The 24,026-nt window shown below is 29.0% G+C and carries 24 protein-coding genes and 1 tRNA gene; 23 read left to right on the forward strand and 2 right to left on the reverse strand.

Translation table 11 applies throughout. The annotated features are described in order from the left end of the window. The first annotated feature begins 126 nt into the window (after window positions 1–126). Together ACTTAT_RS05810 and katG are read left to right on the forward strand one after the other, a co-directional pair. Window positions 127–774, forward strand: a complete 648-nt coding sequence (locus tag ACTTAT_RS05810) for an FTR1 family iron permease (RefSeq protein WP_440680092.1) — start codon at window positions 127–129, stop codon at window positions 772–774. An 84-nt stretch (window positions 775–858) separates the two neighbouring features. Next, a complete protein-coding gene (gene katG, locus ACTTAT_RS05815) occupies window positions 859–3,036 on the forward strand; it encodes a catalase/peroxidase HPI (protein WP_440680093.1) in 2,178 nt (725 codons plus the stop codon). 40 nt (window positions 3,037–3,076) lie between these two features. On the opposite strand, the gene hemA is transcribed toward katG, so the two are convergent. Beyond that, the gene (gene hemA / locus ACTTAT_RS05820) at window positions 3,077–4,348 is read right to left on the reverse strand and encodes a 5-aminolevulinate synthase (RefSeq protein ID WP_440680094.1); all 1,272 of its coding nucleotides are present in this window, start codon (window positions 4,346–4,348) and stop codon (window positions 3,077–3,079) included. An 86-nt stretch (window positions 4,349–4,434) separates the two neighbouring features. Here hemA and hemC point away from each other — a divergent pair, with 86 nt between their 5' ends. The 8 genes from hemC to ACTTAT_RS05860 all read left to right on the forward strand — a co-directional run bounded on the left by hemC (window position 4,435) and on the right by ACTTAT_RS05860 (window position 10,919). Continuing rightward, window positions 4,435–5,913, forward strand: a complete 1,479-nt coding sequence (gene hemC / locus ACTTAT_RS05825) for a hydroxymethylbilane synthase (RefSeq protein WP_440680095.1) — start codon at window positions 4,435–4,437, stop codon at window positions 5,911–5,913. After that, entirely contained in the window at window positions 5,910–6,818 is a 909-nt protein-coding gene (locus tag ACTTAT_RS05830; protein WP_440680096.1) for a delta-aminolevulinic acid dehydratase, read from the forward strand. The genes hemC and ACTTAT_RS05830 overlap by 4 nt, the downstream gene beginning before the upstream one ends. Further along, window positions 6,787–7,800, forward strand: a complete 1,014-nt coding sequence (locus ACTTAT_RS05835; protein WP_440680097.1) for a uroporphyrinogen decarboxylase family protein — start codon at window positions 6,787–6,789, stop codon at window positions 7,798–7,800. The genes ACTTAT_RS05830 and ACTTAT_RS05835 overlap by 32 nt, the downstream gene beginning before the upstream one ends. Continuing rightward, window positions 7,800–8,822 carry a ferrochelatase gene (gene hemH, locus ACTTAT_RS05840; protein WP_440680098.1) on the forward strand — a complete coding sequence of 341 codons (1,023 nt, stop codon included), beginning with the start codon at window positions 7,800–7,802 and terminating at the stop codon, window positions 8,820–8,822. The genes ACTTAT_RS05835 and hemH overlap by 1 nt, the downstream gene beginning before the upstream one ends. Continuing rightward, window positions 8,819–9,634: an oxygen-dependent coproporphyrinogen oxidase gene (hemF, locus tag ACTTAT_RS05845; protein ID WP_440680099.1), complete on the forward strand. Its 816-nt coding sequence runs from the start codon at window positions 8,819–8,821 to the stop codon at window positions 9,632–9,634. Before hemH ends, hemF begins: the two co-directional genes overlap by 4 nt. Continuing rightward, complete coding sequence (gene hemJ, locus ACTTAT_RS05850; protein WP_440680100.1) at window positions 9,634–10,050, forward strand: protoporphyrinogen oxidase HemJ; 417 nt, start codon at window positions 9,634–9,636, stop codon at window positions 10,048–10,050. Before hemF ends, hemJ begins: the two co-directional genes overlap by 1 nt. Window positions 10,051–10,087: 37 nt before the next feature. Next, window positions 10,088–10,179, forward strand: a tRNA-Ser gene (locus ACTTAT_RS05855). Window positions 10,180–10,184: 5 nt separating this feature from the next. Then, window positions 10,185–10,919, forward strand: a complete 735-nt coding sequence (locus ACTTAT_RS05860) for a hypothetical protein (protein WP_440680101.1) — start codon at window positions 10,185–10,187, stop codon at window positions 10,917–10,919. Here ACTTAT_RS05860 and ACTTAT_RS05865 read toward each other — a convergent pair. Beyond that, on the reverse strand, window positions 10,911–13,196 hold the full coding sequence (locus tag ACTTAT_RS05865) for a transglycosylase SLT domain-containing protein (RefSeq protein ID WP_440680102.1): 2,286 nt from the start codon (window positions 13,194–13,196) through the stop codon (window positions 10,911–10,913). The genes ACTTAT_RS05860 and ACTTAT_RS05865 overlap by 9 nt on opposite strands. Before the next feature lie 38 nt (window positions 13,197–13,234). Here ACTTAT_RS05865 and dapA point away from each other — a divergent pair, with 38 nt between their 5' ends. The 13 genes from dapA to ACTTAT_RS05930 are packed head-to-tail and all read left to right on the forward strand — an operon-like array spanning window position 13,235 to window position 24,015. Then, window positions 13,235–14,107: a 4-hydroxy-tetrahydrodipicolinate synthase gene (dapA, locus tag ACTTAT_RS05870; RefSeq protein ID WP_440680103.1), complete on the forward strand. Its 873-nt coding sequence runs from the start codon at window positions 13,235–13,237 to the stop codon at window positions 14,105–14,107. Continuing rightward, window positions 14,107–14,577, forward strand: coding sequence for an SsrA-binding protein SmpB (gene smpB / locus ACTTAT_RS05875; RefSeq protein ID WP_440680104.1), 471 nt, complete (start codon window positions 14,107–14,109; stop codon window positions 14,575–14,577). The genes dapA and smpB overlap by 1 nt, the downstream gene beginning before the upstream one ends. Beyond that, entirely contained in the window at window positions 14,577–15,071 is a 495-nt protein-coding gene (folK, locus tag ACTTAT_RS05880) for a 2-amino-4-hydroxy-6-hydroxymethyldihydropteridine diphosphokinase (RefSeq protein WP_440680105.1), read from the forward strand. Before smpB ends, folK begins: the two co-directional genes overlap by 1 nt. Before the next feature lie 17 nt (window positions 15,072–15,088). Continuing rightward, a complete protein-coding gene (locus tag ACTTAT_RS05885; RefSeq protein ID WP_440680106.1) occupies window positions 15,089–16,789 on the forward strand; it encodes a bifunctional (p)ppGpp synthetase/guanosine-3',5'-bis(diphosphate) 3'-pyrophosphohydrolase in 1,701 nt (566 codons plus the stop codon). Continuing rightward, window positions 16,789–17,364 (forward strand): orotate phosphoribosyltransferase, encoded by a 576-nt coding sequence (gene pyrE / locus ACTTAT_RS05890; RefSeq protein WP_440680107.1) that lies wholly within the window; start codon window positions 16,789–16,791, stop codon window positions 17,362–17,364. The genes ACTTAT_RS05885 and pyrE overlap by 1 nt, the downstream gene beginning before the upstream one ends. Window positions 17,365–17,368: 4 nt before the next feature. After that, on the forward strand, window positions 17,369–18,091 hold the full coding sequence (locus ACTTAT_RS05895; protein ID WP_440680108.1) for a pyridoxine 5'-phosphate synthase: 723 nt from the start codon (window positions 17,369–17,371) through the stop codon (window positions 18,089–18,091). After that, on the forward strand, window positions 18,091–18,471 hold the full coding sequence (acpS, locus tag ACTTAT_RS05900; RefSeq protein ID WP_440680109.1) for a holo-ACP synthase: 381 nt from the start codon (window positions 18,091–18,093) through the stop codon (window positions 18,469–18,471). Before ACTTAT_RS05895 ends, acpS begins: the two co-directional genes overlap by 1 nt. 7 nt (window positions 18,472–18,478) lie before the next feature. After that, a complete protein-coding gene (gene lepB, locus ACTTAT_RS05905; RefSeq protein ID WP_440680110.1) occupies window positions 18,479–19,204 on the forward strand; it encodes a signal peptidase I in 726 nt (241 codons plus the stop codon). Beyond that, the gene (rnc, locus tag ACTTAT_RS05910) at window positions 19,204–19,881 is read left to right on the forward strand and encodes a ribonuclease III (protein ID WP_440680111.1); all 678 of its coding nucleotides are present in this window, start codon (window positions 19,204–19,206) and stop codon (window positions 19,879–19,881) included. Before lepB ends, rnc begins: the two co-directional genes overlap by 1 nt. After that, window positions 19,881–20,690: a GTPase Era gene (era, locus tag ACTTAT_RS05915; RefSeq protein ID WP_440680112.1), complete on the forward strand. Its 810-nt coding sequence runs from the start codon at window positions 19,881–19,883 to the stop codon at window positions 20,688–20,690. The genes rnc and era overlap by 1 nt, the downstream gene beginning before the upstream one ends. Next, a complete protein-coding gene (gene recO / locus ACTTAT_RS05920; protein WP_440680113.1) occupies window positions 20,691–21,317 on the forward strand; it encodes a DNA repair protein RecO in 627 nt (208 codons plus the stop codon). Next, window positions 21,310–23,550, forward strand: coding sequence for a DNA topoisomerase IV subunit A (parC, locus tag ACTTAT_RS05925; RefSeq protein WP_440680114.1), 2,241 nt, complete (start codon window positions 21,310–21,312; stop codon window positions 23,548–23,550). Before recO ends, parC begins: the two co-directional genes overlap by 8 nt. Window positions 23,551–23,571: 21 nt before the next feature. Beyond that, a complete protein-coding gene (locus ACTTAT_RS05930) occupies window positions 23,572–24,015 on the forward strand; it encodes a flavin reductase family protein (protein ID WP_440680115.1) in 444 nt (147 codons plus the stop codon). The last annotated feature ends 11 nt before the right edge of the window (window positions 24,016–24,026 follow it).

The following is a 24,026-nucleotide window of genomic DNA, read 5'->3' on the forward strand; positions in this document are numbered from 1 at the left end:
TGTACTTTTTTGGCGAATCTGCTACATGTTGACCTGTAATTAAGAATAATTCTCAACAGTGTTGACATTGAGAATCATTCTCATTATTACTTTAAAAAATTTAAACAAAGAGATTAAAAAAATTAAATGACTGAGTTTGCCACACCTTTTATGAGTTCATTCTTCATAATCCTAAGAGAGGGATTTGAAGCTATGTTAATTGCAATGCTAGTATTTATGTTCTTGGATAAAATGAATGCTAGACACCAAAGACCAGCTGTCTTTTGGGGAATGGGTGTAGGAGTTTTAGTATCTTTATTATTAGCAGTAGGCTTTAGAAAAATTCACGGCATGACAGGCGCTCATGAAGAAATTTTCGAAGGCTGCGTTATGTTGATTGCTTCAGGAATGTTGGCTTATTGCGCATTATTTTGTCATAATGCAAAAGAACATGTTGAGGGCAAAGTAGATAAAGCAATAGATTCAGGAAAAACTTGGTTATTGTCTTTTACGGTATTCTTAGCAATTGTTAGAGAAGGTTTTGAAGTAGTATTATTTTATGCAGCTTTATTTGCAACGGGAGTTCAAAGTATTAACGCAGTAGTGTTTGGTGCTGTGATTGGATTGGCTGCGCTAGTTGCGTCTTACTATGGTTTAAGTCGTTTAACAAAAATCATTCCAATCGGGATGTTCTTTAGAGCTTCAGCAGTATTTTTACTAATTATGTCTGTATACTTTGGTTATGAGGGTGTGCACGAGTTAGTTGAAGGTCTTGAAGATCTTAAAGTTTTATAAAAATTTAACTTTAAATTTACTTAATTATAATTAAATAAATTTTAATTATTTTTTAAGAATTTATTTTAATTAAAAGGAGAAAAAATGAGCACAGAGTATAAAAAATCAAATGGAAATGGAAAATGCCCAGTTATACATGGTGCATTAACAGAGAGTGGTGATACTCCAACGGCATGGTGGCCAAATAGTTTAAACTTAGACATTCTTCATCAGCATGACACGAAAACTAATCCAATGGATGAAGGTTATGATTATAAACAAGAAGTTAAGAAACTAGATTTTAAAGCATTAGAAAAAGATTTACATGCATTAATGACAGACAGCCAGGAATGGTGGCCAGCAGATTTAGGTCATTACGGTGGATTAATGATCAGAATGGCATGGCATTCTGCAGGAACATATAGAATTTCTGATGGAAGAGGTGGAAGTGGAACTGGTAACCATAGATTTGCTCCACTTAATTCTTGGCCTGATAATACAAACCTAGATAAAGCTAGAAGATTATTATGGCCGATTAAAAAGAAGTACGGAAATAAAATTAGTTGGGCTGACCTCATGATCCTAGCAGGAAACATTGCGTATGAGTCTATGGGTCTTAAAATGTATGGATTCAGTTATGGACGTGAAGATATTTGGCATCCGGAAAAAGATATTTACTGGGGTTCTGAAAAAGAATGGTTAGGTGAAGAAAGATATGACAAAGATGGAGTTAACAGATCATCTTTAGAAAATCCTTTAGCAGCAGTTCAAATGGGATTAATTTATGTAAATCCAGAAGGAGTAGGTGGAAAACCAGATCCTTTAAGAACAGCAATGGATGTTAGAGAAACATTTGCAAGAATGGCAATGAATGACGAAGAAACTTGTGCTCTAACTGCTGGTGGTCACTCTGTTGGTAGAGCCCATGGTAATGGTGATGCAGCAAAGTTAGGAGCTGAACCTGAAGCTGCAGGAGTCGAACAGCAAGGTTTAGGCTGGAATAGAGCAGATGGTGGCGGATTAGGCGTTGAACAAGTAACTAGTGGTATCGAAGGTGCTTGGACTACTAACCCTGATAAATGGGATAATTCATACTTTAAATTACTTCTTGAATATGAGTGGGAATTAAAGAAAAGCCCTGCAGGTGCTAACCAATGGGAACCAATTAATATTAAAGAAGAAGATAAACCTGTAGATTTAGCAGATCCTTCTAAAAGACATAATCCAATCATGACTGATGCAGATATGGCTATGAAAATGGATCCTGAATACAGAAAAATTTCAGAAAAATTCTACAAAGATCACAAATACTTTGAAGAAACTTTTGCTAGAGCTTGGTTTAAATTGACTCATAGAGATATGGGAAAAAGAGTGAATTACATTGGGCCAAACGCTCCAAAAGAAGATTTAATTTGGCATGATCCAGTACAACCAGGAAAAACAGATTATGATGTTGAGGCTGCAAAAAAATTGATTAAAGAAAGCGGTTTAACAACAAGTCAGATGGTTACTACTGCGTGGGACAGTGCAAGAACTTATAGAAGAACAGATCTTAGAGGTGGTGCAAACGGCTCAAGAATTCGTTTAGCTCCACAAAAAGACTGGGAAGGCAATGAACCTGCTAAACTTGCAAAAGTATTACCTGTATTGGAAGGCATTGCATCAAAAACTGGTGCTAGCGTCGCTGATATCATTGTCTTAGCTGGAAACGTTGGTGTTGAAGAAGCAGCAAAAGAAGCGGGAGTAGATATCAAAGTACCATTTAAAACTGGAAGAGGCGATGCAACAGACGATCAAACTGACGTGGCATCTTTTGCAGTATTAGAACCTATACATGATGCTTTTAGAAACTATGTAAAAGAAGATTATGCAGTTTCACCTGAAGAGTTAATGCTTGATAGATCATCATTAATGGATTTATCTGCAAAAGAAATGACAGTGCTATTAGGTGGAATGAGAGTTCTTGGAACTAATCATGGTAGTTCTCAGCATGGAGTATTTACAGATAAAGTTGGAGCCCTAACAACTGACTTTTTTGTAAACCTAACTGATATGAAATTTAAATGGGTCCCAACTGGAAAAAACTCATATGATATCGTTGACAGAAAATCTAATGACAAAAAGTTTACTGCAACAAGAGTTGATTTAGTATTTGGTTCGAACTCCATTTTACGCTCATATGCAGAAGTATACGCTCAAGATGACAACAAAGAAAAATTTGTTAAAGACTTTGTTAAAGCGTGGACTAAAGTAATGAACGCTGACTTACCATCAGTTAACTAAAAAAAATTAAACTTAACCCCGTGTTTTAAGTAATGCGGGGTTATTTTTTTGCTTGAAGATTTGTTGAAACAAGCTGTTCATGTTTAGGCATGAACTTTATCCAAGCTTGTGTTATTGCATTAACAAACTTTTTAATGTCTTCTTTGGAGTGACTTGGAGTAGGAGTAATTCTTATTCTTTCAGTTCCTTTTGGCACTGTTGGAAAATTAATTGGTTGCACATAAACTTGATGTTCTTCTAATAAATAATCACTTATTTTTCTACAAAGTTTACTTTCACCAATAATTACTGGGATAATATGAGATCCAGAGTCTAAAAATGGTATTCCAGCTTTTTCGAGTTCAGATTTAACTAATTTAACATTCTCAAAAAATTTCGATCTAATTTCAGGATTATCTTGAACAGTTTCAACACTTTTTAATGTTCCCGCTGCAACTGCTGGACACATAGATGTAGTAAAAATAAATCCTTTAGAAAAGCTTCTTACAAAATCAATAATAGAGTTTGATGAAGCAATATAACCTCCGGCTAGACCAAAAGCTTTTGCTAAAGTTCCGTTAATAATATCTATTTGATTTGCTACACCTTCTTGTTCCGCAATACCTGCTGCATTCTCACCGTATAGCCCAACCGCATGTACCTCATCTAAATAAATTAAAGCTCCATGCTCATGAGCAACTTCAACAATTTCTTTTAATGGGGCAAAGTCTGCTTCCATTGAATATACAGACTCCAGTACGATCATTTTGGGTCTGTTAAAAGGAATCCCTTTCAGAACAGCCTTTAAATGTTCTACATCATTGTGTTTATAAATTACCTTTTCTCTTTTACTTGCTCTAATACCTTCAATTAACGAGGCGTGGTTTAATTCATCACTTAATACCAAGCAGTTATCAATTGCAGATAAGATGGAAGTTAGAGCAGAGTCATTTGCACTATAACCAGAGTTAAAAGCAAGAGCTCTTTCTTTGCCGTGTAATTTTGCAATTTTTTCTTCTAATTCTACATGAAATCGAGTTGTGCCAGATATATTTCTTGTGCCACCTGATCCAGCACCTAATTGATCTACTGCATTTTTCATTGCAGACATCACTTCGGTGTTTTGACTCATACTTAAATAATCATTTGAACACCAGACATCAATTTCTTTAGTTTTTCCATCTTTATGGTGTAGGGCTTTTGGATATTGACCTGCTTTTCTCTCAATCTCATTGAAGTATCTATAATGACCTTCGTTTTTTATTTCCTGTAATTTTTGGTCAAATATTGAATTGTATGATGATTTCCAATTGTGAGCTTTATTGACTGACATAAATAGGTTTATAGCTATTAGATTATCTATTAAAATATCTAAATAGACGCACTTATCATATCATTTAAGAACAGTATAATTAAACAATGTCTTTATCTTTAATAATAGGATCCAGAGCTAGTTTTTTAGCCAAAATACAAACTTTTATCGTAAAACAAGAATTAAAGAAAAAAACTAAAAGTATTAAAATTATAACCAAGTATCATTCAACCAAAGGTGACAAGAATCAAGCACACGCACCGTGGAAAAATTTAGGATATGGAATTTTTACTACATCATTAACCAAGGGGCTTATAAATAAACATTTTAATTGTGTCGTTCATTCCTACAAGGATTTACCAATTTTAAAGTCAAAGACAGATTATATCACAATTACAAGAGATGACCCCAGAGATCTTCTTTTAATTAAAAAAAAATCCATAAATAAAAGAAACTTAATTATTGGAACATCATCACCAAGAAGAAGATCATCTGTTAGAGATCTAAAAGATTTAATAGGAGTTAAAAATATCAAAACAAAAACTATACGGGGAAATGTAACTACTCGATTATTAAAAGTAACATTAAAAAATCAATATGATGCAGTGTTTATGGCAAAAGCTGCAATTGATAGAATTTTTAAATATGGGAACAAAGTAGATAAAGTAGAAACAAAAAAATTTTTAAATCTTTTTAAAAAATTTAAACCATTTATTCTACCTTTATCAATTTTCCCTACAGCTGCTAGCCAAGGGGCAATAGCAATTGAATATTTAAAAAATGATAAAAAAACAAAATCTATTTTAAATAAAATTAACTGTAAAAAAACACAGTCTATTTGTAATCAAGAAAGAAGTCTTTTAAAAAAATATGGTGGAGGCTGTGGTCTGGATATTGGTATTACCATAGAGGAAATAAAAAATAATAACTTCTTATTCAGCAAGGGTGTTGACGCCAGGAATAATAAAGAATTTCATATCAATAAAATTTTAAATAAAAAAAGTATAAAGAAAACAAAATCTATATTTCCTCAAAATATCAAAGATTATCAAATATTTTCAAGAATTGAGTTAAAACTTCCAAAAATAAAAAACTCAACAATCATTCTAACAAGACCAGATTTTTCAATTAAAGATTTAAATAATAACAATTTTTTTATTACAAGCGGTATACAAACATGGAAAAGAGTTGCTAAAGAAAATAAAATCGCACAATGTAGTTTTGATGGTTTGGGAGAAGATTATCGCCTCCCGGAAATTTATTATCGAAATTATAAAAATATAAAAAAAATTACCTATAAAAATAGCATGTCAATTTATAAGACTAAGCAAATTAATGGTTACGAGCTTATTCCTCAAATCAATTCTAAAACCATAAATAATTTATTTAATGCAAAAGTATTTTATTGGATGAGCTATTCAGCATTTAAATTAGCAAAAGCTATTAGGCCAGATATTGTAAAATATCAGCATTGCAGCGGCCCTGGATCAACATTTGAGCAATTAAAAAAAGAAATTCCTAAAAAAAGGTTAAAATTGTTTTTTAATTATAAAGATTTTAAAGAGAGTGTATATCAGACCAGATGAAAAATTTATTTAATTCTAATAAACTTAAAGCAAGCAATTTAATACAACCTATATTTATTGAAGAGGGTTTGAAATCGAAAAAAGTTATCAAAGGTTTGGGGGTTAATTACAGTCATACAATCCAGAGTGCCAAAAAAACTATTTCATCTGATATTAAAAAAGGTGTTAAAAATTTTATTTTTTTTATTGTTCCAAAGAATAAGCAAAAAAAACCAGAGGATTTTAATTTTCATTATCAATCATTATCTCAAATCAAAAAAACATTTGGAAAACGAATAATTATGATCGTTGATACATGTTTATGTTCAGTTACAACTGATGGACATTGTGGCATTACTCATAAAAATAAAATAAACTTAAAAGAAACTCATAAATCACTAGGAATTGCAGCTGATATTTTTATTCAAGCAGGAGCTGATATCATAGCACCTAGTGATATGATGAAAGGCACAACAAAATATTTAAGATCATTATTTAAAAAGAAAAAATTCAAAACTCCAATTATGAGTTATTCATCAAAATTTTTTAGTAGTTTTTATGGCCCTTTTAGAAATGCTGCAAAATCTTCTCCAAAAAAATTTGATCGATCTTCTTATCAATTGCCAGTTCATGATCGCAAAAAAGCAATACAGAGTTCTTTAACGAATGCAAAGCAAGGAGCCTCTTTCTTAATGGTAAAACCCGGTATTACATCTATTGATTTGATCAGAGAAATTAAAAATAAAACCAAATTACCTACAGGGGCGTATCAAGTAAGTGGTGAATATGCTTCTTTACAATATTTAGCAAAAAATAAGCTTGGTGATTTTAGTAAACTGTATAAAGAAAGTTTATTAGCTATTCATAGAGCTGGCGCTGATTTTATTATAACTTATGGAGCTAGAGACATTGCCAAAGATCTATAATCAAAAATTTTATAACGCATTACATCGCATTGAACAGAAAGTTCCCCCTATTTGGTTGATGAGGCAAGCAGGTCGTTATCATTCGCATTATCAAAATTTAAAAACAAAACATACTTTTGAAGAATTATGTAAGATACCAGAACTTATTTGCGAGACAACCATGGGTCCGATTCAAGGTTTTGATTTTGATGCAGCAATTCTCTTTAGTGATATTTTGTTTCCACTAGATTATCTTGGGATGGGCTTGGCTTTTAATCCAGGACCAGAGTTTGCTAATCCTTTAACTGAACAAATCCTCAATAATGAAAAAAAACAAAATTTTTCTGATTACATTAAATTTCAAATAGATGGTTTGACTTTAATCAGAGATACTTTGCCTGATAATAAGTCCTTAATCGGCTTTGTAGGTGCTCCATATACTTTATTTAAATTTGCACAAAGACATCCTCAATCAAACTCAAATTTATTAAATGATTTTTTACCTGTTATAGAAAAAATTCTCGAAGAGAATATTGATTTACAATTTGGTATAGATTTAGACATATTAATGATTTTTGATACTGAAGCTCAGCATTTAAATCTCGATGAGTTTAATAAGAACGTAAAACCATTTATTGAGAAAATTGCAAATAAGTATCCTGGAAAAATTGGATATTTTACAAAAGATATTGATGATGAAAAATATGAAAGTCTAAAGACAATAAAAGATTTAAAATTAACTGTTGTAGGTTCTAATCAAGATATTTTTTCCAAATTATCAAATACAGATCTATCTCTTCAAGGTAATTTTCCCAATGAATACCTTGCTATTGAAGATATTGATGAATTTAAAAAGCGTTTAGATAATTTTATTAGATATATAAAAGATCAAGATCTAGCCAAAAGAGCAGGCTGGATTTGCAGTTTAGATCATGGTGTTTTAAAAACTACACCAGAACATAATGTTAAACTATTTATAGATAAAATTAGAACAGAATTATAATGGCAAAATTTATCGGAAATCCTGATTTTAAACACGGTACTAAATTGAAAATTGGTATTTTATTATCTAATCTTGGAACACCTGATAAACCTCAGCGCAAAGAATTAAGAGTTTATTTAAAAGAATTCTTATCTGATCCAAGGGTAATTGAAACGCCAAAGTTAATTTGGCAAATAATATTAAATGGTATTATCTTGAATACCAGACCTCAAAAATCTGCAAAAAATTATCAAAAAGTTTGGACAGATGAAGGTTCTCCACTTTTAGTGATTTTAAATAAGCAAAAAAACCTTGCACAAGATTTATTAAAAAAAGAAAACCTAGATTTAGAGTTTGCTATAGGTATGCGCTATGGAAATCCTAGCATAGAAAAAGGCTTAGAAGAATTAAGAGAAAAACATTGTAATAAAATTATCATATTACCGATGTATCCACATTACTGTGCAGCTACTACTGGTTCAACTTTTGATGCCGTATCAAATACAATGCAAAAATGGAGATGGGTACCGTCATTGAGATTTATATCAACTTATCACGATCACCCAAATTACATAAAGGCATTAGCAAATAGTATCCAAAAGCATTGGGATGAACATGGCAAACCAGATAAAATTTTATTCAGTTACCATGGTATTCCAAAGAAGTATTTTACCAAAGGCGACCCGTATCACTGTCTTTGCAGTAAAACGACAAGATTGGTTAGAGAAGAAATGGGTCTATCAGAAGAATTTGCCATGACAACCTTTCAATCTCGTTTTGGACCTGAAGAATGGTTGCAACCCTACACTGATAAGACGGTAGAAAAATTAGCCAAAGATAAAGTAGAACACCTTCAAATTATTGCACCAGGATTTTCTGCAGATTGTTTGGAAACTATTGAAGAGCTGGATGGTGAAAATAGAGAAATTTTCGAAGAACATGGTGGAAAAAAGTTTAGCTATATTCCTTGTTTAAATGATCAGCCTGATCACATAAACCTTATTGGAGCCTTAATTAAAAATGAACTCCAAGGTTGGGTATGAGCAAAAATATAGAAGACAAAAAAAAATTAACCTCGAATTGGTTTCAAGATTTACAAAATCAAATGATTAGTTCTTTTGAAGCTCTAGATACAAAAAAATTTGAAAAAAAAACATGGGATAGACCAGGTGGAGGTGGTGGCACTATGGCTGTTATGAAGGGCGAAGTGTTTGAAAAAGTTGGAGTTAATATTTCTGTTGTATATGGCAAGTTTAGTGAAGAATTTAGAAAAAAAATACCTGGAACTGAAAACAGTGCAAATTTTTGGGCTGCTGGGATTTCAATAGTTGCGCATATGAAAAATCCAAAAATAGCTGCAGCTCATTTTAATACCAGGTTTATTGCAACTGAAAAATCTTGGTTTGGGGGAGGCTGCGATTTAACACCAGCTTTACCAGAAAATGAGGAAACAAAATCTTTTCACTCTGGTTTAGAAAATTTGTGTAAAAAAAACTCATACGATTATCCAAAATGGAAAAAAGAATGTGATGAATATTTTTATTTAAAGCACAGAAAAGAACCAAGAGGAATAGGTGGTATTTTCTTTGATTATTTAAATGAAGATAATTTTGAAAATGAATTTGATTTTATTAAGAATTTAGGGGTTTATTTTAAAGATTTTGTTCACGACAATGCTGAAAGAAAAAAAGATTTACCTTATACTGAAGAAGATATGAAAAAATTAATGCACAAAAGATCCAGATATGTTGAATTCAATTTATTGTATGACAGAGGCACTTTGTTTGGCTTAAAAACAGATGGAAATGTTGAGGCTATTTTAATGTCAATGCCTCCAAAAGCGGAGTGGAATTGATGTACGAGTGGATTAAAGTTTTGCATATTATTTCTTTTGTAGCTTGGTTTGCAGGGCTTTTTTATTTACCAAGACTTTATGTTTATCATGCAGAAAATGCAGATCACGATCATACAAGAAAAACTTTAGAAACAATGGAATATAAATTGCTTAAATTTATCATGAACCCAGCGATGATTGCGACTTGGATTTTTGGAGTTGCATTAATCCATTATGCTGGTTCAGCGGGGTGGTTGCATGCTAAAATTACCTTAGTTGTAATTTTGTCTGCATTTCATATGTATTTAGGAGTTATTAGAAAGAAATTAATCAACGAACCATCAAAATATTCTTCTAAATATTTTCGATATATTAATGAAGTTCCAACTGTACTTTTAATTTTAATTGTAATTCTAGTAGTAGTTAAACCTTTTTAATTGAAAAAAATATTATAAAAGATTAGAAAACATTCAAGGACAGGTGGGTGAGTGGTTGAAACCAGCTGGTTGCTAACTAGCCTTACGAGTAACATCGTAACGAGGGTTCGAATCCCTCCCTGTCCGCCACAAATATGAAAAAAGATATCTCGATTGGAAAAACGTTAGCTAACTCTTTTCAATTTTTAATTACAAATTTTGACAAAAGATTAAAAGAAGGCTTGCCCGCGGTCATTTTCATTACCATAGCCTTTAATATATTAAATTATTTAATCTCTAATGAGATTGCTACTAATTTTACTATTTTATTTTTCTTTATTTTTACAATGATAATTTCAAGCGCAATAGGTGTTTGTGTTCATGAAGAAATTTTAAATAAGTCTAAGACAGTATTTTTAAAAGAATTTTTATCACCAAGGAGTATTAAGTATTTTTTTAATTTTTTAGCTTTAACAATTATAGCCTTATCACCTTTATTAATACATTTTGTGTTGAAAAATGTTTTAGCTATTAAAAGTGACCACGCCTCTGGTCTGCTAATATTATGGATTTTTACAACTATTTTATCTTTAAAACTAATATTTATTTTACCAAAACTAGCTCTTGGTATTAATTTTAAGTATGATTTTAAAGAACTAAATTCAATTGGGTCAAAATTATTTTTATTATTAACTATTGTTACAATAATTTTTTTAGTACCTTCAATGATTTACTTGACGCTACAATTATCATTTATGACAAGTTACAAAGACCTATACCAAATTATCAAACCTTTGTTTGATGTTGGATCTTTTTACATATCTTATTTAAATTATATTACAATTTTTGCAGTAATTTCTTACGCCTTTAAAGATTATTTTTCAAAATAGAATTTTTTCAATATCGTTAGTTACTGTTTTTTTATTAATTACGTATTTGTAAACTTGAATATTCTCTACAACTCTTTGTACATAGTTTCTCGTTTCTGAGAAGGGTATCAATTCAATCCAATCTATTGGGCTGATTTTTCCTTTTCTTGGATCACCAAATCTTTTTATCCATCTTTTTACACGATGCGGACCGGCGTTGTATGCTGCAAATGCCATATATAAAGCTCCATCTAAATTTGATGTTAAATTAGTGATATAAAATGATCCAATTTGTAAATTAAAATATTCATCTTCAATAAGTTTAGATCTTGAGTACCTCAAACCTGCTTGCTTAGCTACCAATCTTCCAGTTGCAGGCATAATTTGCATCAATCCTTTTGCGCCAACCCAGCTATTAGCTCTTCCATCAAATTCACTTTCTTGCCTGATAAGTGCTAAAATTATTGATTGATCCAGTATATTTTTTTTCGCAACAACTTTGGGTGTTTCGATAATAGGGTAATTTAACTCTAAAAGATTTTTGTTTTCATAAGATGCTTGTTTTGCGATTTGAATAGCAAAGTCTAATCTATTTATTTCTTGTGACAATAAACCAGCATAAACTTGCTCTTTAATAGTTCTTTCTTCAGAACCAAGATGTCGTATTATATCTTTAGCTTTTTGAGATTCATCTAGCTCATCTAGAAGGATCACAGCTTTTGGAAGCTCTTGTTTTAAAAATTTATTAAATTCATCTTTTGAAAATGTGAAATTGTTTTTTACTTTAAATTTTTCTTTTTCAATTTTTGCAGCTGCAAGTTGACCATAAAATGTTGTATTAAATTTAGACGCTGATGCGTACCATTGTTTTGCTCTTTGATTTTCTCCAAGTTTTTCATAAGCTTCTCCCAACCAGTAGGCCCCTCTAGATTTGCTTATTGGATAGTTAACACCATCATGCATTATTTTAAAATGTTCGACTGCAGCTTTAGGGTTATTTAAAAATCTTAGAGCTAACCAACCTGCATGCCACTCTGCTTCTGCTAGCAAGCTACTTTCTAAAACACCATGATTAATTAACAAATCATAAGCTTCTTGATATTTTTTTTTATTTATATGTCTTCTTGCTATAATAAACTTTTCCTTAAACCACAGATCAGGTTTGACTAAGCGTTTTGGGTCATTGGGTAGAGAGTTTATGATTTCTAAAGCGCTATTATACCTTCCTCTTTTCCTTCTCCATTTTGCCCTGTCATATTGTAAGCCAATATTATTTTTAAATTGAGGTGGAACTTTTGCAATTGCACTATCAACACCGTAGGATCTAGTCATAAGTGCAAATCTTGCAAAATAAAGTTCTTTATATCCTTTTGGTAAGTATCTTAATGTTCTTCTTAATTCATAAAAATCTTGTTCCCAAGCTAAATACTCAGCTCTAATAATGTAATCATTTTTAGTTAACAAATTTTTAAATTTTTTATTAAGATATCTATGATCGTCCCTACTTAAATTTGCATTTTTAAAACCATCAGCAATAAGTTGATGAGCTCTATTTGTTTCTCCTTGTATTAAGAAAGCCTCGCCTAATTTAATTTTTCCAAAACCACTTAATGGTTCCTGGTCAGCAAAAAATTTTATTACTTCTTTAGCTTTAATTTCTTTAAAGTTAATTTTATGTTCTGCCAAATACCTTAATCTATTAATTCTTGGCCAATCTGGGTTGTTTTTTATAAAATCAGAATAATCTTGAAATGTTGCACGATTTCTTGGTTCCTTTAAATACATCCAATTCACCAATTTTCTTAAAAGTGGATTTTTTGATTTTGAAACTTGTTTTTGTGCAGAGTTCCATCTTTTTCTTTTAATTTGAGCAAATGTTTTTTGAGCTATCAAAAAATCTTTTTGAGAAAGTATTTTAGAATTCTTTTTGTTTACACCTAGATCATCAGGTTTTTTTAAAGGTAGAATATTATTAGTTACACTGAAGTTTTCTTCTTTATCTTTTTTAATCTCTCTTTTTTTTATTTTAGGAAGTTGTTTTTTATTAGTTTTTTTTGAAACGGTTTTCTCTATTTTTTTAGGAACAATTTTTTTTGGAGTTACTTTTTTTTCAAAAATATTTTTAACTTCTTTTTTCTTTTTTGTTTCTCTTATTTCATTTTTAGTTTTTGAAGTATTAGTTTTAAATTCATTAGGTTTTGGTTGAGGTTTAATTAATCTTGCAAATGAGTTATCATGAATAAAAAAAAATACAGATAAGCAAAGTACTATTTTTAGTATAGTTTTTCTTTTAATCATGTAATAAATCTATATATAAATTCTTATATTTTATAACTATGTTTAAAGGATCTATAACAGCTTTAGTTACCCCATTTAAAGGCAATAAATTAGACGAAAATGCTTACGAAAAGTTTATTGATTTTCAAATTTCCAATGGAACTAATGGTATAGTACCATGTGGTACAACTGGTGAGTCGCCAACAATTAGTCATGACGAACACAGACGCTTAATAGAAATAGCAGTTAAGTCCTCTGGCGGCAAAATACCAGTAATTGCAGGAACTGGTTCTAACTCCACAGATGAAGCTGTAGAAATGACTAAGTTTGCCGAGCAAGCAAAGGCAGATGCAGCACTTATAGTTACTCCTTACTATAATAAACCTACTCAAGAAGGTTTGTATCAACATTATAAAAAAATTAATGATAGCTGTGGCATTCCAATAATTATTTATAATATTCCCGGAAGGTCTGTAGTTGATATGAGCGTTGATACAATGGCTCGACTTTATGAATTAAAAAATATTGTTGGTGTAAAAGATGCCACAGGTGATTTAGATAGAGTTACTCAACAAAAAAATAAAATGGGTAATGAATTTATTATGTTGTCTGGAAACGATGAGAATACACTTGAGTTTAATAAACTTGGTGGTGTTGGATGTATTTCAGTGTCGGCAAATGTAGCGCCAAAAATGTGTTCAGATTTTCACAAATTATGTAACGCAGGTAATTTTGATGACGCAAAGACTTTATTTGAAAAATTGCTACCTATGCATGATGTAATGTTTGTTGAAAGCAATCCTGTTCCAGCAAAATATAGTCTAAGTTTAATGGGCATGATGTCAGAAGATGTTAGATTACCTCTTGTCACTGCTGAAAACTCTTCTAAAGAAAAAATTAAAGCAGTTTTAAAAAAACTAGATTTAATTTAATGAATAAAAAAAACGTATCTAGCAACATTGTTGCTCAGAATCGTAAAGCAAATTTTAATTATTTTTTTGAAGATACTTTAGAAGCGGGCATTGAATTATTAGGCTCAGAAGTAAAATCATTAAGAGCAGGAAAAGGAAATATAGCAGATGCATATGCTTTGGACAGTGAGGGTGAAATTTATTTGCACAATGCTTACATACCTGAATACAAGCAAAGTAGTTATAATAACCACGACCCGAGAAGATTAAGAAAACTTTTATTAAATAAAAAAGAGATTAATAAAATTATTGGAAAAATTAACAGAGATGGTTTTACTGTGGTGCCAACAAAAATTTATTTTAATTCCAAAGGTATTGCCAAAGTTAACATTGCAATTGCAAAGGGTAAAAAATTACATGACAAAAGACAGACAAAAAAACAAAGAGATTGGAATAGAGAAAAATCAAGAGTTTTTAGAAAATCAAGTTAATGAAAATTTTAGCCTTTGGATCAAATCTTCCTTTTAAAAATAATTCCACAAAAGAAAATATTGAGTCTGCTTACAAAACACTAAGTCAATTTAATATTAATATTTTAAAAAAATCTTTTTTTTATCAATCAGAGGCTTACCCAAATAAATCTGATCCATTGTTTTGTAATTCAGCAGTTTCCATTGATACTAATCTTTCACCTCATGATTTATTATTGAATATTTTAAAGATTGAGAAAAGATTTGGTAGAGAAAGAAAAGAAAAAAACTCTCCAAGAACATTAGATATAGATATTATATGTTTTGACGATTTAATTATTAATGATGATAACTTAAATATTCCTCACCCAAATTTACATAAAAGACCTTTTGTTTTTTTACCCATTAGAGATCTTGATAAAAGTTGGAAACATCCTGTTTTTTTAAAAACTATTGATGAATTTGTTAAAGAATTTGATCCAAATGAATTAAAATCTATTAAAAAAATATTATAAATTGTTATAATTTTATTATGTCAGATGAACTTCAGTTAATTAAAAAAATTAAGTCTTATAATAATTACGTTGATGAAAATGTAATCATTAATGCATATAAATATGCATCAGAATTACATAAGACACAAAAAAGACATTCTGGCGATCCTTATATCAGTCACCCAGTAGCAGTTGCCAATATTTTAGCAGAACTTAAGCTTGATGGCCCCACTATTACTACTGCTTTATTGCATGATACAATTGAAGACACAAAGGCAACTTATGATGAAGTTAAAAATAATTTTGGCGAAGAGATTGCGGATCTTGTAGATGGTGTAACAAAAATTTCAAAACTTGAAGTCGAAAAGAAAACTTTAACGGCTGGTGAAAATTTTAGAAAATTAATTTTAGCTACATCCAAAGACATTAGAGTTTTATTAGTTAAACTTGCTGATAGGTTGCACAATATTAGAACAATCACATCAATCGATAAAAAAGAAAAAAGAGAAAGAATTGCAAAAGAGACAATGGAAATTTATGCGCCATTGGCCGAAAGAATGGGTATGCATAAAGTTAGAGATGAGCTTGAAGATAGATCATTTGCAATATTAAATGATGAGGCAAGATCATTAATCGTAAATAGAGTAAAAGAAATATCCCCGGGTAGAAAAAAAATATTTAACGAGGTTTTAAAGGAAATTGAACAAATTTTAGATCAAAATAATATTGATGCTGAAGTAATTGGTAGAGAAAAAACTCCCTTTTCAATATGGAGAAAAGTAAACGAAAAAAGAATTTCTCTTGAGCAAATAACAGATTTAATTGGTTTTAGAATTATAACTAAAAATAATGCAGATTGTTATAGTTGTTTAGGTGTATTTCATAGTAAATGGAGTGCGGTTCCAGGCAGGTTTAAAGATTATATTTCAACACCAAAATCTAATAGATACCAGTCGATACACACAACTATTATTGGACCAAAAAAACAAAGGGTTGAAATTCAAATAAGAACACAGCAAATGAATGATTATGCCGAAAGAGGTGTTGCCGCTCATTGGCTTTATAAAAAAAATGAAAATATAGATAAAAAAAATAGCTATGAATACTCTTGGTTAAGTGATCTTGTTGAATTTTTAGAGTCAGGCGAAAATCCAGAGCATTATTACGAATATACCAAGCTGCAATTATATGCTGACCAAGTTTTTTGTTTTACCCCTAACGGTGCAGTAATTAGATTACCTAAAAGAGCAACACCTATAGATTTTGCGTATGCTGTTCATACTGATTTAGGCGACACTTGTACTGGATGTAAGATAAACGGAAAACATTCGCCACTTCAAACACATTTAAGAAATGGTGACTTGGTTGAAATTTTAAGTTCAACAAAAAAATCACCCTCATATCATTGGCTATCTTACGCAAAAACGGGGAAGGCCAGAAGTGCAATTAGAAGATATTGGCATGATAAACTGCCAGTACAAAATGAAAGCAAAATTCATAAATCAAGTATTTGGGTTCTATTAAGCCATAAAGCTGGAACGTTAGGAGAGATATGCACTTTAATAGGTAAACATAAATGCAATATCTTTAATGTTGAATTAGTTGATAAAAAAGAGGATTTCCTGAGTTTTATATTTGATATTGAAATTAAAAATTTAAAAGATTTTACAAATTTAATATCTGAATTAAAAGTCAGATCAATTAATTTTAAAATAATTAGACATAGAAAATCAGATTAATGTTAAATGAAGAACAAACTATTGATATTTTAAAAAAAACAAATTCATTATTAGAAGGTCATTTCATTTTATCATCAGGTTTAAGGAGTGAAAAATATTTACAATGCGCTCAATTAATGATGCATGCAGACTTAGCCGAGAAAGTATGTGAGTCTTTAGCAGAAAAAATCAAGAATGAAAAAATTGATTTTGATTTAGTAGCATCACCAGCTATTGGTGGAATATTAGTTGGATACCAGGTATCAAAGTTTTTGAATGTTCCAAATATATTTGTAGAGAGAGTAGATAATATATTTAATTTAAGAAGGGGTTTTGATTGCAAAAATAAAAAAATCTTAATTCTTGAAGATGTCATTACTACTGGCAAATCAAGCATAGAATGCGCAAAATGTCTTGAAAACTTAGGTTCAAAAATTGTTGGATATGCTTGTATTATAGATCGATCTGGCGGTAATTCTGAGATTAATAAAATCATATCGCAAATTAGTTTCAATATACCAACTTACTCCAAAGATAATTTACCAGAACACTTAAAAAAAATCGAAGCCGTAAAACCAGGTAGTAGAAAAATTTAGTAATATGAAAGCTAAATTAGGTGTAAATATTGATCATGTTGCTACTTTAAGAAATGCAAGAGGCGAAGGTCATCCAGATATTATAAGTGCAGCTAAAGAGGTAATTAAAAGCGGAGCGGATTCAATCACAATACATGTGAGAGAGGACCAAAGACATATTAAGAAAACAGATGCTTTAATTTTAAAAAAAAAAATAAATAAACCGATTAATTTAGAAATGGCTCCAACCGAAGATATGTTGCGCTTTGCGTTAAAATTAAAACCAAAATATGTTTGTATAGTTCCCGAAAAAAGACAAGAAATAACAACAGAAGGTGGTTTGAACCTAAACCAAAAAAACTTAAAAAATATTATTCAAAAACTTAAGAATAAAAAAATTGAAGTATCATTGTTTATTAATCCTAATTTAAAAGACGTAAAAAGATCACACATATTAGGAGCAAATGCTGTTGAAATTCATACTGGTGCTTTTGCATCTTCTTTAAAAAATAAAAATAAAAATAAAGTTAATATTGAATTCAACAAAATAAAACAATGTCAAATTGAATGCCAAAATACACACATGAAATTTAATGTTGGCCATGGTTTAACCTATGACTCAGCTGCTTATTTAAAAAAAATTAAAAATATTAACGAATATAATATTGGTCACTTTATTATTGGTGAAAGTTTGTTTGACGGTTTTTCAAAAGTTGTAAAAAAATTTAAAAATATATTAGTTAAGTAATGACTTTATTAGGCCTGGGCACTGATATCGTAAATATTAAAAGAATAGAAAAAATCTTATTAAAAGATAAGAAAAAATTCATAGATAAAATTCTTCATTTCGAGGAAAAAAAACAAAAAAAAATAACAGCTAATTTTTTATCTAAAAAATTTGCAGCAAAAGAAGCGTTTTCTAAGGCATTAGGTACTGGTATTGGCGGTGTAATAAATTTTAATGAAATTATAATTTTCAATAAACCTAGTGGGGCACCTGACATTAAAATAGATAAAAAGGCTCAAAAAAGAGTCTTAAAAAAATTAAAAGTAAGTAAAGCTAAATTTTTTATATCTATTTCTGATGATTATCCTTTTGCTTTGGCAACAGTTATTATATCGAAATAAATAATTCATGAAAAAAAAAATTATAGAAAATGTCAAAACATTAATAATTGCATTGATATTGGCTGTAATAATAAGGTCCCTTTTAATTCAACCATTTTTCATTCCATCATCATCTATGGAGAATACTTTATTAATAGGTGATCGTCTATTTGTCACAAAATATTCTTATGGTTATAGCAGACACTCATTTCCATTTAGCATAAAACTTTTATCTGAAAGAGTTTTATATACTGAGCCAGATAGGGGTGATGTCATTGTGTTCAAAACCCCAGCCGACAATAGAACAGACTATATCAAAAGGTTAATTGGCAAACCAGGTGATACTATTCAATTTGTTAATGGTGACCTTTATTTAAATAAAAAAAAAATAGAGAAAGAATTTGTTAAAAAAGATACAGTTTTATGCGGTCAAGAAAAAATTGAAGTAAATATATATAAAGAAAAAATTACTGAAGACAGTGAATATCAAATTGCGTATTTTACAAATGACTCTATGACAGATACAGATTCTTACACGGTACCCAAAGATCATTTTTTCTTTTTGGGAGACAATAGAGACTGCTCAAAAGATAGTAGATTTTTAATGAGTGTTGGGTATGTAAATAAAGAAAATTTAGTTGGCAAAGCGAGATTTTTATTTTTTTCAAATGATCAAAGAATTGGAAATTTTTTTACATTTTGGAGGTGGCATAACTCAATACGCTTCAACAGAATATTAAAAAAAATAATTTAATGAAAAAAAATGACCTTGCGCAAGTAGAGAAAATTTTAGAAATAAAATTTAATAACAAATCTTTAATTGAACAAGCTTTTACCCATAAAAGTAAAACAGTTAATATAAATAATAATAATGAAAGACTTGAATTCCTAGGGGACAGAGTTTTAGGCCTTGTTATAGCAAGTTATTTAAATGATAATTACCCCAAAGACTCTGAGGGTGTGTTAGATAAAAAATTAGCATCATTAGTAAATAAAGAAACTTGTTCCAAAATTATTTCCTCTTTAGAAATCGATAGATTTTTAAGCCTCAGTAAGGCTCAAAAACAAAACAAAGCAGGTAACAAAAAAATATTAGGTGATTTGTGCGAATCTATTATTGGTGCTGTTTTTATGGATAAGGGATTTGAGCAAACAAAAAAATTTATATTAAAGATATGGAAAGAAAATTTAAAAAATACCTCTCAAGTTTTTATTGATCCAAAAACCAAACTTCAAGAGTATTCTTTGAAACTTTACAAGAAACTTCCTGTATACAAATATATTTCTAATTCGGGCCCTTCTCACATACCAAATTTTAAAGTGTCTGTTTCTATTGAGCAATCAAAGAGTTTTGTAGCAACTGGAACTTCTAAAAAAAATGCTGAAACAAATGCTGCAAAGAAACTTATTGAGTATTTAAAAATCAAATAATGAAAACTTCTTACATTGCTTTATCAGGTCCTACTAATTCTGGTAAATCAACATTATTAAACTGTTTTGCCAATAAAAAAGTTTCAATTGTTTCAAAAAAAATACAAACAACCAATTTTAACATTGAGTTTTCAATTAATTATAAAAATACACAAATGATTTTCATTGATACTCCCGGTTTCTACAAAGATAACATTAATGACAATTATTTAAGAGAAGCAATTCAAGGCTTGGAAAGAGCCGATATAGTCATATTTTTACTGGATATTAATAATAAATTTAGACATCTTGATAAAATAAAAAATAATTTAGAAAAAATTAAAAATAAAATTCTAGTTTTTAATAAAATAGATAAAGTTGATAATGATGAAATTTTAGAGAAAATAAAAACTTTAGATTTTATTAATAGGTTTGATGAAATTTTTTATATTTCTGCATTAAAAAAAAAGAATATTGAAAAAATACTTAACTATATCGAAAAGAAATCATTAAAAGAAACAACAAAATTTACAAAGCGCATTTCAAAGGAAAAGTTTTTTTCAGAGATCACAAGAGAAGCGCTTTTATTTTATATTCATAAGGAAATTCCATATAAATCTTTAATTGTCACTGATAGTATTAAAAAGGGAAAATATTTAACTGTGAATCAAACTATAATAGTAAAAACAGAAGTACATAAAAAAATTATTTTAGGAAAAAATGGTCAAATGATTAAAAAAATTGGTATTTACTCAAGGTCTCAACTGGAAAAAATTTTGAAAAAAAAAGTAAACCTTTTTTTAAAATTGAAATTGTCAAAAGTTAAATAAATGCGATGGAGCGACATTGGATATTTACTTTCAGTATCAGCTACTAAAGAAAATTCTTCTTTAGTCAAAGTTTTCTCAAGAGAGCATGGTTGCGTTACTGGTGTTGTTTACGGTAGTTCATCGAAAAAGAAAAAGCCAGATTTACAAATTGGTAATAAAATAAAATTGAATTTTAATTCTAAAAATGAAGATGCTCTAGGTTATTTCTCTATAGAGTTGATGGAAAATATATCAATAAAATTTTTTAATGATTTGAAAAAACTAAATTTATTAATCATTTCAATTGAGGTTATTTCAAAAATTATGCCAGAGCAGCAAAAATATACTGAATGCTTTGATGAGTATGATCAATTAATTAAGTCTTTAGAGGGTGATAGCTTAAAGTCATATTTAATATGGGAGTTTAATTTCTTAAAAAACATTGGCTATGGAGTAGATATAAATGAAGAGGGTTTTAACCCAGTAATAAAAAGTATTTTAAATGGTAGTAGTTTAGACTTTACTATTGAGGATTTAAAAGCAATTTTTAATTTAAATAGTGAAACAATATCTAATAGATTAGTTGATGTAATTAATATAACAAATTTTAAAAATAGACCAAAGATTCTAAATTATTTAAATGAGTAAAAATATTGCAAAAGATGAATTGCAAAACCAATTTGCTAAAAAATATCTTGCGTATGCATTATCTACAATTACGCAACGTGCATTGCCCGATGTTAGAGATGGTTTGAAGCCAGTACATAGGAGATTAATATATGCAATGTATTTACTAAACTTGAGTCCAAAATCTCAATTTAAAAAGTCCGCAAGAGTAGTGGGTGATGTGATTGGTAAATTTCACCCTCATGGAGATCAATCTGTCTACGATGCTTTAGTGAGATTGGCCCAAGATTTTTCTACACATTATCCATTAGTAAATGGTCAAGGTAATTTTGGAAATATTGACGGTGATAATGCAGCTGCCATGAGATATACGGAAACTAAATTAACTAAAACGTCAGAATATTTACTCGCAGATATTGAAGAGGAGACTGTTAATTTTAAGAAAACATATGATGGAGAACTAGATGAACCTGAAATATTACCATCACAATTCCCAAATATTTTAGCAAACGGATCTTCAGGTATTGCCGTAGGAATGGCAACCTCAATACCACCACATAATGTACAAGAAATATGCGAAGCAATAATTCACTTAAATGATAATCCAAATTGTTCTGTAAAGGATTTGCTTAAATTTATCAAAGGACCAGATTTTCCAACTGGCGGTATACTAAACGAAGATAAAAAGGAAATTTTCAAGGCTTATAATACTGGCCGTGGTTTTTTTGAAATAAAATCAAAATACAAAGTAGAAGATCTTGGAAGGGGATTATATCAAATTGCGGTTACTGAAATTCCTTACTCAGTTAATAAATCAAAATTAATTGAAAAATTAGCTGGAATTATAATTAATAAGAAAAATAAATTGTTAGATCATGTTTCTGATGAATCTGATGAGAAAATAAGAATTGTCTTGAGGCCTAAGAACAGAAATGTGAAACCTGAAGATTTAATGAACTCGCTTTTTGAACAGTCAGAACTTAAAAACAAAATTTTTTTAAATATGAATGTTCTTAACGAAAAAAATGAACCAAAAGTAATGAATTTAAAGGAAATTTTAAAATCATTACTTAAGCATAGATATATTATTTTAAATAATAAAATTAATTTTCAGCTTAAAAAAATTAAAAGAAGATTAGAAATTTTAAAAGGTTTTATAATTGTATATAAAAACTTAAATCAAATAATAAAAATTATAAGGAACTCTAAAGATCCAAAGAAAGAATTAATAAAAAAATATAAATTTACTTTAATACAGGTTGACTCAATTTTAGAGATGAGGCTTCGAAATTTAAAAAAAATTGAAGAACTAGATATTAAAAAAGAGTTTAAAAATCTAGAGTTAGAAAAGAAAAGATTATCTAAAATTTTAAATTCAAAAACACTTCAAAGGAAAGAAATTAACAATGAGTATACAGTGGTTATAAATGAATTTGGAGATAATTCTGTTTATGGACCAAGACGATCTATCCTTGAAAAATTTGTTCAATTTACAGATGATGAATTAGAGTCAAAACTTGAAGTTATCGAAAATATAAATGTTTCGCTTATTAATGAAAAATTTTTAAAATCTAAAAAAGGTACTTATAAAAGAAGTGAAAAAAATATTGATGACATTAATCTAATTATTAATTGCAAAACTTCAGATCAGATTTGTTTATTATCTAATATTGGCAAATCTTATATTTTAAATTGTTCTAATTTAAAATTTGGGTCAACAAAGGGATTTTTAATTTCATCATATTTAAAATTAAAAGACGAAGAAAAAATTGTTGATTTATTTGTTTATAAAGAAAAGCAACAAATTATTTTATCATCACAAAATGGGTATGGTTTTTTGGTAAAATCAGAAGATTTATTTACGAATAAAAAATCTGGAAAAAAAATATTTAATATTAAAAAAAATGACCAGTTTTTCGGATCATGTTTAATAAATAAAGAAAAAGATAAGTTTATAGCATTATTCTTAAAAGATAATTTAAAATATAAATTAATAATATTTGAACTTAATGAAGTCCCTTATCTACAAAAAGGATCAGGTGTTACTTTATTTAAAGCAAAGGGTTTCAAATTAAATAATTTTTGCTCTATAGATGATAATCTTTCATTAATTGATATTGATTCAAAAAAAATTGAATTAGGTAATTTGAAATCTTTTTTATCAAAAAGAGGAAAATCTGGTAGAGTTATTAAATTAAAAAAAGAAATTTCACTAAACAAAGGTTTTACTGGATATTATAAATTTAATTCTTAAAAAGAATATTATTATAAGTATATGATTGAAAAATTTAAAGCTGCTCTTTCAAAGTATCCAACCGGTATTGCCTGTGTACTAAGTAAGAATATAAAAAATAATTATAATGGCATTATAATTAATTCATTTTCTTCAGTTTCATTAAAACCCCTCATGGTTTTGTGGAGCTTAGATATTAAATCAAGTAAGTTTAAAAATTTTAAGAGTTCAAAGAAACAAACTGTTGTATTATTAAGTAAAAATCAAAAGAAATTAGTTAATAAAATGGCATTTCAAAATGATGAAATATCAAGTTTGGAATATAAAAAAATTATAGATAATTCTGTTTTTTCTCTTCAATGTAATAAATTCAAAGAAATTAAAGCTGGTGATCATTTTACCATATTTTTAAAGGTAAAAAAAATATTGATTAATTCAAAGACAAAACCATTATTATATTACCAAAAAAAAATTCTAACATTTTGAATGTTAATAAG

It is taken from the genome of Candidatus Pelagibacter sp. HIMB1517, from assembly GCF_052047895.1.
Lineage (GTDB): Bacteria > Pseudomonadota > Alphaproteobacteria > Pelagibacterales > Pelagibacteraceae > HIMB114.